The organism is Hyphomonas oceanitis SCH89, assembly GCF_000685295.1.
Taxonomy (GTDB): Bacteria; Pseudomonadota; Alphaproteobacteria; order Caulobacterales; family Hyphomonadaceae; genus Hyphomonas; species Hyphomonas oceanitis.
On sequence record NZ_ARYL01000033.1, the window covers coordinates 1 to 16,596 of the forward strand.

Consider the following 16,596-nt stretch of genomic DNA (forward strand, 5'->3'; position numbering starts at 1 on the left):
GACGTCCAAGTCCTTTCCTGACGACGAAAGAAGCAGCCGCCTATTTGCGCATCACGGTACGCACGATGGAGAACTGGCGCTGGTCGAACAATGGACCGAAATACCGGAAGCATGGCGGCACCGTCGTCTATCATGTCGATGACCTGAACGACTATTCGACCGTGTGGAACCGCGCGCGAGGATCAGGAAATGGCACGTAAATATTGGGCACTGAAGGCGGATTTAGTCGCATTTTCGAAAGAAAAGCGAATATCTTATTCGAGCGATGGGCGGGGCAATTCATGAGCCTTCGTGCAGCATTCTGGAGCGGGATTTCTGTGATTGGAGTGGCATTGATCAGTCTCCCAGCGACCGGGGTTTTACCGCCGCTCCTGCTTTACAATCCGAGCGAAAGTGCGCCACTTGGATGGTATCGCGTCGAACCTTTTAGCGTGATCTCGCGCGGTGATCTGGTTGTTTCGCACCTTCCGGAAGACGCTTCGATGTTTGCTGCGGAGCGGGGTTATTTGCCGTCTGGTATTCCCGTCATCAAGACCGTCCGGGCGCTAGAAGGGGATACGGTTTGTGCGGTCGACGGTGAGTTACTCATCAACGGGACGCCAGCTGTCCGCCTGCTATCGGACGATAGTCTGGGACGCACTCTGCCGTCGCCCTGGACTGCCTGCAGGCAGCTTCGGACGGGCGAGGTGCTGCTCCTTTCTGGTCGCACAGCGGACTCTTTTGATGGTCGGTATTTCGGAACTGTTTTGGAGGCGGACATTCTGGGCACGGCGATCCTACTGAAAGACGTTGATTTGGCTGCGGAAATTGGTGGTCAGGAGCGAATTGATGGCGAATTTGATTGCAAGATAAAAGCTCATGGAGCCAATGAGGGGTTATCGCCTTGTCTGCACATCGATTTTTATGGCTCCACAGATACTTACGCAGCTCTGTGGTCTGATGGAAGCCTCAATAAGGACAACAGGTTGGCATGGTTCCATGCGCGCAATCTTGCCTGTTTTCCGCCGGATCGGCCCGAATGAGCATGCCGCCGGACAATCCTTTCACCCCAAGACCTGGCAGGATTCGTTCCGCCGGTTTAGGGGGACGCACGAAGACGTACCTGACGCGCATGACGAAAGCGCTGTCGTCGGCTGGCGGCGTCAGGCGGACCACCCTGCCCGCCCGGCCCCGCACCGGCCTGCGCGGCGGACAGAGACGCGTGATCGTCAAGGCACGCATAGTGCGGATGTCGGCTTCCAGTGCAGCGGCCCTGGCAGCCCATATCGGATACATCCGGCGCGACGCGGCGCTGGAGGCGAAGGATCGCGGGAAACTCTTTGACGCCATGAGCGAGGATGCCAACGCATCAGGTCTGGTCAAATCCATCACGGATGACCGGCATCATTTCCGGTTCATCGTGTCGCCCGAAGACGGGACCGAAATGGCTGACCTAAAGCCGTTCGTTCGCGACTTGGTTTCGCAGATGGAATCTGACCTTGGCACGCGGCTCGAATGGGTCGGCGCAGTGCACCATGATACGGGACGGCCGCATGCGCACCTGGTCATCCGCGGACGCCGAGACGATGGCTCGGACCTTGTCATGCCACGGGCGTATATTTCCCATGGGATCCGCGAGCGTGCCGAGGACCTGGTCACGCTGGAGCTCGGCCCGGAGACAAGGCTTGAACAGGAGCGGAAACTCCAATCGGATATCGCTGCCGAGCGTGTGACGCGGATCGATCATTTTATCGCGCGTCAGGTAAGTCCCGAACATGAGTTCCGGTTGAAGGAAAGCCCCTCGCACTATCGCACGCTCCATGCCGCCCGGTTGCGGACGCTGGAGCGGCTTGGGCTCGCCCAGAAACTCGGTGCTGGACGCTGGCAGATGCGGGAGAGCTTCCGCGACACGCTGAGGGGGCTTTCTGAGCGCCACGACATCATCAAGACGATGAACCGCGCACTCGCGGGACGCGAGGACCGGCGGTTGGATGCGGATGCGATCTTCGACAAATCCGATCCGGACGGACGAAGTGTGACGGGTGCGGTTCTACAGACGGGTCTCACCGGTGAAGCCCATGAAAGGGCCTACGCCATCATCGACAGTCTCGATGGCCGCGCGGTTTTTGTGGAGCTAGGTGTCGCGGGCGAAGTGGAGGAAGTAAAGCGCGGGGCGATCGTTACCGTGTCGCCGTCAAACCTTGAGCCGAAAGCATCGGACATCACGATCGACCGGATTGCGCGGGCGAATGCCGGGATCTATTCGGCGAGCCTGCACCAGGCCGATGACCCGCGATCCAGTCCGGAATTTGTTGCGGCGCATGTGAGAAGACTGGAAGCCTTGAGGCGCGCCGGTCATGTTGAGCGGACAGCCGAAGCTGACTGGAAAATCCCACCGGACTATCTGGATCGCGCGAAAGCGTACGAACGGGCACAAGCACGGTTCAGATCAGCGCAACTGCTCGTGCGATCTGAGCTTGGGCTGAAGGATCAGGAATCTGCGCTTGGTGTAACCTGGCTGGATGAGACGCCTCCTCCATCCGGTGTGCCGATTGGGTTTGGCGAGGAGGTCGCTGAGGCGCAGGTCAAACGGCGTGCGTTTCTGGCGGGGATTGGAATGAAGTTGGAGTCGGGCACTGGGCTTTCTGCGGCACAGAAGTCCGAGCTGTTGAAGCGCGACCTGACACAGGCTGGACGGACGTTGAGTGAAAAGATCAGGAAGCCGTATTCGCCGGCGCCCGAACGTGGTCGTGTCGATGGCACCTACCGCGAGCCCGTGTCGCGGGTGAGCGGGAAGTTTGCGCTCATTGAACGGCAGCGGGATTTTACGATTGTGCCTTGGCGGCACGTGCTGGAGAAGCGGCGTGGGATGGCGGTGTCTGGGCTGGTGCGTGGGGGTAGGATTTCGTGGACGCTGGAGCGCGGGATTGGAATGGCGGATTGATCTCAAGAGCGACGTGCAACCCGGTCAAGCGGCGTCTTGCGAGATCGTTTCACGGGTGCGCTATTCAGTCTCCTCGCGGAGCCTGAATCCATTGCTGGCATCCACACTGAATATTCGCGTCGGCACATAAAGATACGCATAGACTGCAGACAAGCGTTTCCGGAAACGGATATCATTTGAAACAATCGCATCACACAGGCTGCCATAGGCGGCATGGCCGAGATCCGATTGACTTGAGATGAATTTGTCGGACCGAGAGAGTTTCTTGTCGGACTGATACCCGATCAGGTTTAGAATCAGCATCATGCTCCTGACCTTGTCTGGGATGGTGTAGGGCTTGCCTGTAAATGGGCTCTCTCCCTCGACATTGCAAAAGGCCTCGAATGACCAGCCGCGCACCGTGTCATTGGTCGACTGGATGAGCGCCCAGATGCGTTCGATCACTTTGTCACCCTTAATAGAATTCAAGGTTTCCATGTCGAGACCAAGATCCCGCCGGAAATCTACACTCGTTACCTGCCTGCCGTTTGGCTGGAGATTTGTTGCCAAGGTCTTGGCTGTTGATGAGAGCGCGCCGGATGCCACGGAAATGATAGAGTCATGCAACTGGTCGAGGAGCTCCCGGAATGCCGCAGGCAGGTCAATCTGGTCCAGCTCGCTCTTCCACGCCCTTTGCATCTCTCCCACTTGGGCGGCAGAAATATCGGCATAGGAGCGATCAGCCTCGCCTCCGAACAGCTTGTGAAGGACGCCAAGGCCCTGAAGGTCGGGTGAGGCGAGCAATTGCTCTTCGAGCGTTACCCGATAGCGCTGTTGTGGACTCTCGACCCGGATCTTGAATCGGCCCGTCGGCCTCAACCGGTCATCCAGTTCGTCGAAGACGCGCGCCGTCACGAATTTGGAGAGATTGCCGAGAAACTCTGGCGCGAGTCCCTCTGAGCGCATAATCTCATTCATGGTCTCATTGGAATACACAAGTACGACCGTGTCGCGCCAGGCAGCAAAGGCCTCTGACTGAATAAGCGCCTCAAGAGGTGCCCCCAAAATGTTCTGGTCGACATAGATAAGGGGACGTGGAAGGCCGGATGGATTATCTTCTGCCATGATGACTGGTTTAGGGCCGTTCTCTCGAGATTGCGATCCGGACAGCTGCACGACGTTTACGACCAGCCGATTCAACTCTTCCGGCTGCGGGCTGTGTGATGTTCCCGCGTATGTCTTCAAGACGCTCACGCCAGTCCTCAGCCTCGGCAACATAGGCTTCTGTGAATCGGGCTTGTCAGGCAGGCCCAGAGCCTCAAGCGCGAGCAGTACCGTATGGCCCATCACTCAGGCTGCAAGATGAAGTCCGGAATGCCGCACTACGATCAGATGCTGGGCGGCGGCCTTCATCACCGTCTGGTCTTCGTCAGATGGGATGGATATTGCGAAGTTCCAGAGCCCGCTCTGTGAGGGCGCTGGCAATCTCCTGAAACAGCACTTTCGGCTACGCCGCAGCGACCGACACCCTGACCGCTTCATCCTGAGTACACGGAAAGCTGATCATCATCATGCCCCCTCCAATGGGATGGTCTTTTAGGGCGATTCCCTTCAGAGAAGGAGCTGTTTCTGGCCGTGGTGCGATTTGCGGACCGGAAGCGGCAAATCCTTAAGGATCTGCCTGCGGATTCAGCCATTCGGGCTATCTGAATATCAAAGGAGCCTCCGGGGGGTGACCGTGAAGCGGAATGACTTTGTCGACCTCGACCGCCGGTTCGAACCGGTTGGCGAACGCGACCGCAGCGAAAGCGACGGGGCAGGTCTCGGCATGTTCCTGCAGGACTCGGTTACCGGCCTTGCCTGGCCGGACGTGCTGGCCCTTCGCGCCGTCGTCATTCTGGGCCGTGCAGGCTCAGGCAAGACTAGGGAACTCCTGCATCAGCAGCAACGCCTTTCCGAAGAGGGCAATGCCGCCTTCTATGTCAGGCTGGAAGCGCTCACAGTCGGCAGCCTGGAAGCGGCACTAGGTGAGAAAGGCGATCCTGAATCTCTCGAGCAATTTCGCAAGTGGAAGCGCAACAAGGCCCACGGATACTTCTTCCTCGATGCCCTCGATGAAGCGCGACTGCCCCGCGGTCAGAACGGCATCGTCCTTGATGAGGCGCTGACCGCCTTCAAGCGTGCCATTGGAAAAGCCCGGAACCGCACATCCCTCATCCTGTCCACGCGCGGGAGCGAATGGCAGGACGAGACCGACCGGCCAAAATTGAAGGACCTCCTGGTTTGGCTGAGCGAGAAAGATGAAGACGCGTCGAAGGCGGACGGCGAGGATGGTGGGGGGCCGGGCGATACGGATGCCTTCGAAGCGGGCCTTGCAGACGCGCAGACGGATCCGGCAGACCTGAAAATCCTCGCTCTGTCTCCGCTGAGCCGCTCCCAGCTCATGAAGCTCGCAGGAGCGCAAGGCATAGACGCCGCAAGCTTTGTCGCAGCGGTCGAAACTGCAAAAGCCGTTGTGCTCGCCCAGACGCCGCTGGAAGCGCGCATGCTCATCGATGTCTGGAAAGGCAATCTCGATGCGGGCCTTCCTGGTGCCACCGGATTTGATAGCCGGCGCCGTCTCTTCAGGCGGGCGATTGACTATGCTCTTCGCCCACGATTGGATGCCGAGCGGCGCTCGGATCTCAGCCAGCCTGCTGCCATGGAAGGCCTGCAGGCTCTTGCTGCGGCCTGCACTTTGAGCGGAAAACGCGACTTCTCGCTTGCAGCCCATGACGCAGCCTGTCTCGATTCTCACTCAATCCTAGGCGCGCTCAGTGATGAATGGACGGATGCCAGCATCCGTCAACTCTTCAGCTATGGTTTTTTCGATCCGGCCTCTGCTGGCCGCATCCGCTTTGCCATCAGGGAAATCCAGGACTTCCTGGCAGCAGAATTCTTCAACCGCGCCATAGACAATCTCGGCGGCAATCTCGAGCCCATCTCGCCCCTGCTAGGCGAGTTCCAGACCCGCAAGCATGTCCCGCCGGATCTTTTGAACTTCTTCGGATGGCTCGCCACAATGAACCCGGCTGCAAGGCGGCTTGTGATCGACATCCACCCGACCCTGCTCATGGAAACCGGCGATCCCAGCCTCTACAGCCTCGACGAACGGGCCGGTGCCTTAGTCAGCCATGCAGCACAATATGAAACCCAGGTCTTCCGGGGCGAACATTTCTATCGCAACGACCTTGAGGCCTTCGCCCATCCGGACCTTGCACCCACGGTCGCAGACTTGCTCTCCTCGGTCACCTCACGCGAACTTCGAGAAAATCTTGTCGAACTCGCCCGCCATGGCAATATGGAAAGCATTGTCGGCCTGCTCTGCGACATCGCCTGTAACCCCGATGAAGCCCGCCAGGTCAGGACCGAAGCAAATCTCGCCCTCCAGGCGTTTGGCCCCGATAACCTGCACCAGCGGGTCCGCGACAGCCTGGTCGATGACATTGCCGCATCAGGGCAAATTGACCCGGAAGCAGCTTCGACCTGGAATGGCTGGCTCCTCTCGGGTCTCGGCTTCGTGGCGCCTGGCCTCGGCGCGATGAGCGACGTGATGGCCTATCTTGAACACCTCGCCCGCGAGCCACGAAACCTCGCATCGGCGAGCGGCTATTTTGCTGGCGATCTTGTCGCTACGGCGAAGCCAGCCCTGCCGGGCGACTGGCTCGGCGCCCTGCTCGACCTCATCATCGATCCGACAGCAACCCGGGACAATCACCTGCCTGTGCCCCTACCCTCGCGCCTGATGTTGCTCCAGCCGATATCTGATCTTGTCCTTAATGAGCTGCGTGAGGAAGGCGGTACACCGCCCTCGGCAAATCTCCTGAAGGCCGTAGAACTCTTCTGCGGACTCTCGCACCGCGATGGCAGTTTTGCCTTCTCGCAGAGGCTGAGTGAGATCGCAGCCCGGCTGCGCGCGGCACCGGAGATCAAGTTTGCCCTGCTGCGCCAGCGTCTCCACCTTGTCAAACCGGACAGGATCTGGGCCTATGAAGCTATCGCCTCGCTTACCCTGACCGACCGGAGAGACCAGGAAGGTCTCTGGACGACAGACGATATCATGCGTGCCCTCGACGAGGCCGAAACGGCTGAAACGAGAGACGAAATCCGGACTTGGTATGCGATTGCCCGGGGCCTCATTGGCGATGCCAGCCCGTTCACGGACCGGAAATCCGTCTTCAAACGGTTGAAGCGGTTCGAGCGCAGCAGCAATGACCCTGAAATCCGGCGCTATGCCCCAAAACGGCCAGAGGTCTGGCATCGGGCAAAGTACAGGTTCGTGCATGCCGGCGGCGGGCGCAGGCTCAAGCGGGCGCTTCTGGACAGGGTTTTGTGGCCTTGGCGGCAGGTTCGCCGCGCATGGCGCGTGCGCCGGATCCTGCCAGCGATCCGGTCAGGGGCTCACCTCAATTTTCTCCATACCGCCATGTTCGAAGCAACGCGCAATAACGAAGCCTGGAGCGTGCGGACCGTGCTCAGCCATATCGCGGAGACCGATGGCCGCATGGCCCGGAATGCCGCGGTAGCTGGTTACCGCGCCGTATGGCGCAGCTTTGACCCGGCCAGGCTGACCCATGCCGATGGCTGGGCCATTGCCGATGTCGCCTATGCCGGCCTGCAGCTGGACCGCATGTCCGGCGACCTTCTCCATGACGGGCCGGAAGCGGCCCGCTGGTGCGTGATCGCCCTTCTCAGCGAACACCGCAAGCTCCCCGACTTGGCGGGTCACTTCCTGCCCGCACATGACGCGGTCATTCGGCAGACTCTTGAGGCTCCGCTCCGGGAGGCGCTCGCGGCAAAGCCTCATCCCCAGAACATTCCTAACCGCCTCGTCTCCGCGCTTGCCTACGGCCCTGGCCCGCTCAAGGACGCCGCAGCGCCGCTTATCGCGAACCTCCTGACCGAACAGCCCATCATCCATACTGACGATCTTGCCTATCTGCTCTCCATCCTCCTGAATTGCGGTCAGGCCGATCAGCTCAGCCAGGCCTTCGTGCGCCGTCAGTTTGCAGAGGCCGCCGCAGAAGGCCAATATATGCGGGCCTGGGCCTGGCTTGAATTCCTATTCAGGACAGATCCGGATGAAGCCGTCCGCACGCTTGACCCTTGGACGCGCCATGTCTGGCCGCAAGATGGGACAAGCCCCTTCCTAGGCTTCATTGCCAACTATGGCAGACTGATGAACCGGTCACGTGAGGACCGCGACCGGCAGGCCGATGCCCTTCGCGCATCAGCCGCGGCGCTTGGCGTCCTTGTGCGGCTGGCCTGGCTTATCGCCCCGCCAGAAACCGATATTCGGCATGAAGACGTCTACTCTCCCGGCACGCGCGACAAGGCGGGTGAGCAGCGCCGTCACTGGACAGAAGACCTAGTCGGGCTGGCGAGTGAAATGGGCTATCAGGAACTCCTCCGCCTTGCCGCCCTCCCTGAACTTGCCGGCCAGCGCGACGTCTTCCTCTATCATGCCGAACGCCTCGTCAGGCTGGGAGCCAGCCGGCACCTCATCGGCAGTGAGGACATTCCACGCCTCATGTCCGGGCTCCGCGCCATTCCGCACACACGCGAGGAATTTGCGGCCTATGTGAATGGCATTCTGGACGGCCTCCTTGAGCGTTTTGTGAACTCCAACCATGACGAGGCGCGGCCCTATCGCAGGCCGGATGGAGAGCCTACCGAGCGGGATGAGGCAGATTTCCGGAACTGGCTGAGCGCGCGGCTGGAAGAAACCGGCCACGAGGTCTTCTCGGTCACGCGGGAGCCGGAAACCGCGGGTGAGAACAGGACCGATATCCTTGTCACGGCGAGACGCGCCGAGCTTGGCTGCGTGGTGGTCGAAGTAAAGCTCGCCGACCGCTCACACTGGTCCGGTGACGCACTTGTGCTCACACTGGAAACACAGGTGCGGGACAAATACCTGCGCGAAGCGGAGAAGCATGCGGGCACGCTGGTGCTGCTGAACACGAGAGGACCGGCGTTCAGGAAACGGGTTGGTGGGAGGCTCGTTGGGTTTGGGGCGTTGGTCGAGGCGTGCGAGGCGCATGCAGGCACGCTTGGAGGTGACAAGCGGTACAAAGTGCTTGCGCGGGAGATTTGAGGAGGCCGGGTTGTTCCATCAGATTTCATCACTGAGGCTGCTCTCGAAATTTGAGGGCTTCAAATGGAAAAGCCTTTCTGAGTAAGCCCCATTCAAAATGATCTGTGACGTTGCCGGGCTTATTCCAAAACACAAATATCCCGGACGCGCTTTAACATAGCCACTGAATTTTCTTGTCCCTACAAATTCTCCCCAATACTTCACTTGCACCGCTCGGCTGTTCCCGAACCTTCAGAATACCCCACATATTTCCCCCAATTCCCTCTCTGGAGACTGAGAGGCTGATTGGTCAGGTTCTGTGTCATGAAACATGGCACGCACCTCTTCTGGCAGATTATACTGGTCTTGCTCGTCGTCCTGGTAGCGCTCTGGTGCGCAACCGAGTGGACGGCCTGGTCCCTTGACTGGTCGCCTCGGCTGGGTGAGCCGCTCTTCGTTATCCTGGGCATGCCGGTCTATGTGCCCTGGGCCTTTTTCGGCTGGTGGTATTCCTTCGATGCCTATGCGCCGGATGTGTTTGAACGGGGCGGGATGATCGCAGGGTCTGGCGGGATTGCTGCCATCGTGATCGCGGTGACCGGATCGATCCTGCGGGCCCGGTGGGACAAGCGGGTTTCGACTTTCGGCTCAGCGCGCTGGGCTGAGAGCAAGGATCTCCGCAAGTCCGGACTGCTGAAGCCAGCCGGCGTATTCCTCGGCCAGGTAGAGGGTGCGTACCTGCGCCATGACGGGCCAGATCATGTCATGGCCTTTGCGCCGACGCGCTCCGGCAAGGGCGTGGGTTTAGTTGTGCCGACGCTCTTGTCCTGGCCGCATTCGGTTCTGGTGCATGACATCAAGGGCGAGAACTGGCAGCTGACCTCCGGCTGGCGCTCGGAGTTTTCACATTGTGTACGGTTCGATCCGACCGATATTGCCTCGGCTCATTTCAATCCGCTGATGGAAGTGCGCCGAGGCCTCAATGAAGCCCGCGATGTCCAGAACATTGTCGATATCCTCGTCGATCCGCGCGGTGTCGTCGAAGAACCAGGGCATTGGGTGGACAAGGCAAAGTCCCTCCTGACCGGCGCCATCCTGCACGTCCTTTACGCCGAGCCTGAGAAGACGCTCGCTCGGGTCGGCACATTCCTCGCCGACCCTGATCGTACGTTCCGGACGACAATCGAGATCATGAAGCGGACCAATCACCTCGGCACGAATGAAGCGCCACGCGTTCACCCGATTGTCGCGACCAAGGCAAGAGAAATGTCTAACCAGACTGAAAACGAGCTCTCAGGCGTGCTCTCCACGGCCTTGCGCTTTCTCGCCCTTTACGCCGATCCGGTCATTGCCGAAGTAACGTCGCGGAGCGATTTCCGGATTGATGACCTGGTGTCGGGTGATCGGCCCCTGTCGCTCTATCTCGTTGTACCGCCTTCGGATCTTTCGCGCACAAAACCGCTCATGCGCCTTATCCTGAACCAGGTGGGCCGACGCCTGACCGAGCATCTCGATGTCAGTCCATTCAAGGTCTCGCGCAGCAAATCGCTTGTGGCGAATATTCTTGGAGCCTGCGGGCTGCTCGCGCCTCTTGTGTCGGTGGCCGCGCCGAAATCCCGGCGGCGGGTCCTGTTCATGCTGGATGAGTTCCCGGCCCTCGGAAAGCTCGACTTTTTCGAAAGCGCACTGGCTTACATGGCTGGCTATGGTCTCAAGGCCTTCCTGATCGCGCAGTCGCTGAACCAGATCGAGAAGGCCTATGGCCCTTCGAACGCCATTCTCGACAATTGCCATGTCAGGGTCGCCTTCGCGACAAATGACGAGCGCACGGCGAAACGGATATCCGATGCGCTCGGCACCAAGACCGAACAGCGCGCCATGAAGAATTATGCAGGCCACCGGCTCGCCCCCTGGCTGTCGCACAAGATGGTGTCGCGCCAGGAGACTGCCCGCCAGCTGCTGACGCCAGGCGAAGTGATGCAGCTGCCGTCCGACCAGGAGCTCGTCCTTGTCGCGGGTTCCCCGCCCGTGCGGGCGCTGAAGCTTCGCTACTATGAAGACCGGAACTTTACCGAACGCCTTAAAGAAGCACCGGGTGCAGCGGCCTGTATTCCGGAGGTACGGGAGAATGACTGGGGCAGAGACGTTCGTACCATCCATGAGGGCCTGATGCAGGCTGACGATCTGGGGCCGGAAGCCGATGGCCTGAGCCGGCGACAAGCGCGCAGTGTGGCTGAAGACCGGGCCCGCTCTGCCGGCCCCGTGAAGTCCGGGGGTTTGCGAGCGAGAACGCGCGCTCCCCTGCAGGCCAGTCTCTTCGATGCGCTCGTACAGGCCGACAGTCTCGAACAGGCGACCGGCATTGACCTGAAGGGGAATGGCGAATGAAACCCCGCATCCAGCCCTATATCTCGCCAGAGAACTATCACTCGCTCAAGGCCATGGCCAAGCGCCCGGGTCTTTCTGAAAGCGTCATCGTTGACCGGGCGCTGACGGCCTACAGGGCGGGCGAAGCGGATAACAAGCGTGAAGCCGCCATCAATCGCCGGCTCGACCGGCTGACGCGCCAGTTCGGGCGGATCGAACGGGACAATTTGGTCCTTGCCGAAACGCTCGCGACATTCGTCCATTACTTCCTGACCGTGACCCCGCCTGTTCCGGCCAACCAGGTGGAAGCCGCCCGGGCCAAGGGGGACCTGCGGTTCGATCTCTTCGTGCGGCAGGTCGCTGAAGCCCTCCGGTCGGGCCAGCGTATTCTCCAGAATGCCGTCGAAGACGTGACGGAAGAGGCTTCCGGATTTGATGGCGAGTCCGCCTCTGAACGTATGGGCGAGGTGCGGGCCGATGCGTGACGCGACAAGCCTGACACGGACACGCGCCATGCTGGTGACAGCGCTGGGCAGCGAGATCGTCGCGGCACTGGATGATCCTGCCGTTGTCGAAATCATGATCAATCCGGATGGCAGGCTCTGGGTCGAGCGGCATGGGAGCGGACGGGCCGAGTCTGGTGCGATGTCTTCCGCCGACAGCGAGCGTGTTATCCGCCTGGTCGCCAGCCATATGGGCCGGCGCGCAGACGTGGGATCGCCGATTGTTTCGGCCGAGCTGCCTATGGGTGGCGAACGGTTCGAAGGGGTGTTGCCGCCGGTGTCCCCCGGGCCGTGCTTTTCGATCCGCAAGCCGGCAGGCCGGGTGATCGCGCTGGATGCGTACGTCGCCTCAGGTGTGATGGCCGCCCACCATGCCGAAGCCTTGCGGCGAGCCGTGCTGGACCGCGAGAACATCCTCGTGGTTGGCGGCACGGGCTCGGGCAAGACGACGCTCGCCAATGCGCTGCTTGCCGAGATCGCGCGGACGGGTGACCGGCTCGTCATCCTTGAAGATACGCGTGAGCTTGTCTCAGCAGCACAAGATTCCGTGCAGCTGCGCACGCAGCCAGGCTCTGTCACGCTCGCAGACCTTGTCCGCTCGACCCTGCGCCTCCGGCCTGACCGGATCATTATCGGCGAAGTCCGCGGCGCCGAAGCGCTCGACATGCTGAAGGCGTGGAATACCGGTCATCCGGGCGGCATTGCCACGCTGCATGCGAATTCCGCCCACGGCGGTCTCTCCCGGCTCGAACAGCTGATCGGAGAGACCTCTGCCCAGGTGCCGCATGATCTCATCGCCGAGACGATCGACTGCGTCGTCTACATCTCGCGGCGCGCCGGCCTGCATCGTGTCGAAACGGTCGCGCGCATGAACGGTCTGGGACGCGAGGGATACGACCTCGTGCCCGTCCAGCCGGACCTCCAGCTCGTCCTGCCGAGCCTGCCCTTTTCTGAACCGCTTCTCTCAACCGCACCTGAAAGGACACATCCGAAATGAACAGAAACACAATCAAGGCCCTGAGCCTGACGGCGATCACCGTGGCGCTCGCCTTTCCCGCCCATGCGGCCGGGTCGGGCATGCCCTGGGAAGCTCCGCTGCAATCGATCCTCGACTCCATCGAGGGCCCGGTCGCCAAGATCCTTGCGACCATCGTCATCATCCTGACCGGCCTGGGTCTTGCCTTCGGCGAGAGCGGCGGCGGGATGCGCAAACTGTTGCAGATCGTGTTCGGTCTCTCGATCGCCTTTGCCGCGACCTCGTTTTTCCTGTCCTTCTTCTCCTTCGGCGGCGGGGCGACGCTCTGATGGCTGACACGCGCCCCCTGCCCCATGGCTATAGCGTACCGGTGCACCGTTCGCTGACTTCGCCGATCCTGCTCGCCGGCGCGCCAAGACTGGCCACCATCGTCAATGGCACATTGGCGGCGGCGCTTGGACTGGGCCTCCAGCTCTGGATTGTCGGGCTCGTCTTCTGGATTGTCGTGCAGGGGATCTGCGTATTTGCCGCCCGGCGCGATCCGCAATTTACCGATGTGCTGATCCGGCACGTCCGGCACAGGGGCTATTACGCATGCTGAACCTACGTGAATATCGCCAGCGTCCGACAAGCCTGGCAGATCATCTCAAATGGGCCTGCCTGATTGCGCCGGGGATTGTCCTCAACAAGGATGGCAGCCTGCAGCGCACGATCCGCTATCGCGGACCCGACCTTGAAAGTGCGCCCCCCGAAGAACGGGTCGCCGTCACGGCGCGCATGAACAATATCCTGCGCCGGTTCGGATCGGGCTGGGCCCTGCACATAGAAGCCGACCGCAGGCCGTCCGTTACCTACCCGGAAAGCACCTGGCGCGACCCGGCAGCCTGGCTGGTCGATGAGGAACGCCGGGCGGCCTTCGAAGAAGACGGACGGCATTTCGAAACAGATTGCTACCTGACCCTCACATGGATGCCAACGGCCGACCGGACAGCCCGGATCGAGCAACTCTTCATCGACGATCCCGCAGATGCCCCGGCGGCGTTCTGGAGCGAGCATCTCGCCCATTTCGAAACCGAAACATCCCGGGCGCGCGACATGATGGCGGATCTCATGCCGGAGGCGCGGTTCCTGGATGATGATGAAACGCTGACCTATCTCCATGCCTGCATCTCTACGGCGCGCCAGAACGTAAATGCCCCTTCGCTACCAATGTGCCTCGATGCGCTCCTGGTCGATACGCCACTGACAGGCGGGCTCAGCCCACGCCTTGGCGAAGAGACATTGAAAGTCCTCACCATCAACGGGTTCCCGGCAACCGGCGAGCCGGGACTGCTCTCAGACCTCGACCATCTCGGCTTTGCCTACCGCTGGGTGACGCGGTTCCTGCCACTCGGCAAGCCGGAAGCGGAAAAAACGATTAATGCCTATGTCCGCAATTGGTTTGCAAAGCGCCGGTCGCTTACTTCATACTTACGCGAAATCCTCACCAATGAACCCGCAACGCTCCTCAATTCTGACGCCGACAACCAGGCAGCCGATGCTGATGAAGCGCTACAAGCCCTTGGCGCGGGTCATGTCGCCTTCGGATACTGTACGACGGCGATTGTCGTTCGGCATGCGGATGCATCTGTCGCTGAGGACCAGATCCGGGCCGTTGAGCGCGTGATCCGGGGGCGCGGGTTCACCTGTGTCTCAGAAAGCGTCAACGCCGTCGAAGCCTGGCTCGGCACGCTCCCTGGGGAAGCCTACGCCAATGTCCGCCAACCCCTGCTCAATACGATCAATCTTGCCCACATGGCGCCGCTCTCGGCGCTTTGGGCCGGACCAGAGCGCAACGCACACCTCGACGGTCCTTCACTCCTGATGGCGCGCTCGGCCAGTGCGACACCGTTCCGGCTGGTTACGCATCAGGGCGATGTCGGCCACATGATGGTGGTCGGGCCAACCGGGGCGGGCAAGTCGGTGCTCCTGTCGCTCCTAGCCTTGCAATTCCGGCGCTATGACGACGCGCAGGTTTTCATCTTCGACAAAGGCGGTTCAGCGCGCTGCGCGACGCTTGCCCTTGGCGGGACCTGGTATGAGCTTGGTCTTGATGGCGAGCTTGCGTTCCAGCCCTTGCGGCATCTGGACGGCGAAGCCGGGCTGGCCGCAGCACAGGCCTGGGTGCTCGGCCTGATCGCTCAGGAAAATGTCACGGTAACGCCAGAGGTGAAGCAGGCCGTCTGGACCGCGCTACAGAGCCTTGGCGCGGCACCCGTCTCGCAACGCACGCTCACGGGCCTCATGGCGCTGGTGCAATCCTCCGAGCTCAAGCAGGCGCTTGAGCCCTATACGCTCGCCGGCCCCTATGGCGCTTTGCTCGATGCAGACGAGGACAGTCTAGCGTCAGAGGACATGCTCTGTTTCGAAATGGACGCGCTGATGCAGGACAAGCGGCTCGCGGCGCCGGTCCTGGCGCACCTCTTTGCGAAGCTGGAAGCCCGGTTCGACGGAAAGCCTACCTTGCTCATTCTTGACGAGGCCTGGCTCTTTCTTGACCACCCAATGTTTGCAGGACGCTTGCGTGACTGGCTGAAGACCCTGCGCAAGAAGAATGTCTCAGTCATTTTCGCGACACAGAGCCTGTCGGACATTTCTTCCAGCACGATCGCTCCCAGTCTGATCGAAAGCGCACCCACTCGCATCTTTCTTGCCAATGCGCGCGCCGAAGAACCTGCGCAGCAAGAAACCTATGAAGCTTTCGGCCTCAATGCGCGCCAGGTGGAATTGATCGCAAGGGCGACCCCGAAGCGGGACTATTATGTTCAGTCGCCGGACGGCAACCGCCTGTTCGATCTCGAGCTCGGGCCAGTGGCGCTGGCCTTCTGCGCCGCAGGCTCGAAGGCCGACCAGAAGCTGATGTCGGAAATCCATGCATCTGCAGGACCGGACGCGTTTGCGCCAGTCTGGCTGGCGGCACGCGGTCTCCATTGGGCCGCGGACCTGATAGTGACCGAAGGAGACATGCCATGCGCCGCAGAATGATCGCCATTCTCCTTGGGACCGTGTCCTCGCTTGTCGTTATTGCGCCTCCTGCAGACGCGTTGTTCGGCGTGGGAGATGTCGTGATCGACCCGACAAATCTTGTCCAGAATATCCTGACCGCGACCAACACGCTCGAACAGATCAATAACCAGATCCAGCAGCTCCAGCATGAGGCGCAGATGCTGGTGAATCAGGCCGAAGACCTGAAACGTCTCGACTATGCCTCAATCGAACACCTGAAACGCGTACTCGAACGCATCGACACACTGATGCGCGAAGCGGGAGAGGTGACTTATGAAGTCGAAGCGTCCCGGCGCCAGTATGAAGAAGCCTTCCCGGACTCCTATGAGGACCTCTCAAATGCGGAGATCGTTGTTGAGGCCACCGATCAGTGGCGGATCAGCCGGGACGCCTTCCGGGCGTCCATCCAGGTCCAGTCCGGGATCGTGACCTCGATTGCGGAGTCCCGCGAGACACTGACGGATCTTGTCGGTGAGAGCCAGGCCGCGACCGGGAACCTGTCGGTCGCCCAGGCCGGCAACCAGCTCATTGCCCTCTCGGTCGAGCAACAGATGCAGATGCAGCAATTGATGGCGGCGCAATACCGGATGGTGGCGCTCGAAGAATCCCGCCGGGCGGCCATCGAGGAACAGGCCCGCATTCGTCACAAACGCTTCCGCGGCGACGGCGTCGCCTACAGGCGGGATTAGGG

12 protein-coding genes are annotated in these 16,596 nt (G+C 60.8%); 11 read left to right on the forward strand and 1 reads right to left on the reverse strand.

Translation table 11 applies throughout. From position 1 onward, the window contains the following. From HOC_RS16500 to HOC_RS16510, 3 genes are all read left to right on the forward strand, one after another. Positions 1-200, forward strand: a 200-nt coding sequence (locus HOC_RS16500) for a helix-turn-helix domain-containing protein (RefSeq protein ID WP_035540636.1), incomplete at its 5' end; no start/stop codon positions are given. A gap of 81 nt (positions 201-281) precedes the next feature. Further along, positions 282-1,022: a S26 family signal peptidase gene (locus HOC_RS21490; protein WP_156950518.1), complete on the forward strand. Its 741-nt coding sequence runs from the start codon at positions 282-284 to the stop codon at positions 1,020-1,022. Positions 1,023-1,111: 89 nt separating this feature from the next. After that, complete coding sequence (locus HOC_RS16510) at positions 1,112-2,923, forward strand: DUF3363 domain-containing protein (protein ID WP_051625018.1); 1,812 nt, start codon at positions 1,112-1,114, stop codon at positions 2,921-2,923. 60 nt (positions 2,924-2,983) lie between these two features. Here the strand turns inward: HOC_RS16510 and HOC_RS16515 are convergent, their stop codons facing one another. Then, entirely contained in the window at positions 2,984-4,027 is a 1,044-nt protein-coding gene (locus HOC_RS16515) for a hypothetical protein (RefSeq protein WP_035540637.1), read from the reverse strand. A gap of 607 nt (positions 4,028-4,634) precedes the next feature. On the opposite strand from HOC_RS16515, the gene HOC_RS16520 reads away from it, so the two are divergent. The 8 genes from HOC_RS16520 (at position 4,635) to trbJ (ending at position 16,594) form a co-directional block, all read left to right on the forward strand. Then, on the forward strand, positions 4,635-9,035 hold the full coding sequence (locus tag HOC_RS16520; protein WP_035540638.1) for an NACHT domain-containing protein: 4,401 nt from the start codon (positions 4,635-4,637) through the stop codon (positions 9,033-9,035). A gap of 303 nt (positions 9,036-9,338) precedes the next feature. Continuing rightward, positions 9,339-11,402 (forward strand): IncP-type conjugal transfer protein TraG, encoded by a 2,064-nt coding sequence (traG, locus tag HOC_RS16525; RefSeq protein ID WP_051625019.1) that lies wholly within the window; start codon positions 9,339-9,341, stop codon positions 11,400-11,402. Next, positions 11,399-11,866 carry a hypothetical protein gene (locus HOC_RS16530; RefSeq protein ID WP_035540640.1) on the forward strand — a complete coding sequence of 156 codons (468 nt, stop codon included), beginning with the start codon at positions 11,399-11,401 and terminating at the stop codon, positions 11,864-11,866. The genes traG and HOC_RS16530 overlap by 4 nt, the downstream gene beginning before the upstream one ends. Further along, positions 11,859-12,881 carry a P-type conjugative transfer ATPase TrbB gene (gene trbB / locus HOC_RS16535; protein WP_051625020.1) on the forward strand — a complete coding sequence of 341 codons (1,023 nt, stop codon included), beginning with the start codon at positions 11,859-11,861 and terminating at the stop codon, positions 12,879-12,881. Before HOC_RS16530 ends, trbB begins: the two co-directional genes overlap by 8 nt. Beyond that, a complete protein-coding gene (locus HOC_RS16540; protein ID WP_035540641.1) occupies positions 12,878-13,189 on the forward strand; it encodes a TrbC/VirB2 family type IV secretion system protein in 312 nt (103 codons plus the stop codon). Before trbB ends, HOC_RS16540 begins: the two co-directional genes overlap by 4 nt. After that, on the forward strand, positions 13,189-13,461 hold the full coding sequence (locus HOC_RS16545; RefSeq protein ID WP_035540642.1) for a VirB3 family type IV secretion system protein: 273 nt from the start codon (positions 13,189-13,191) through the stop codon (positions 13,459-13,461). Before HOC_RS16540 ends, HOC_RS16545 begins: the two co-directional genes overlap by 1 nt. Beyond that, positions 13,455-15,884 (forward strand): conjugal transfer protein TrbE, encoded by a 2,430-nt coding sequence (trbE, locus tag HOC_RS16550; protein ID WP_035540645.1) that lies wholly within the window; start codon positions 13,455-13,457, stop codon positions 15,882-15,884. The genes HOC_RS16545 and trbE overlap by 7 nt, the downstream gene beginning before the upstream one ends. Beyond that, entirely contained in the window at positions 15,869-16,594 is a 726-nt protein-coding gene (gene trbJ / locus HOC_RS16555) for a P-type conjugative transfer protein TrbJ (protein WP_051625021.1), read from the forward strand. The genes trbE and trbJ overlap by 16 nt, the downstream gene beginning before the upstream one ends. The last annotated feature ends 2 nt before the right edge of the window (positions 16,595-16,596 follow it).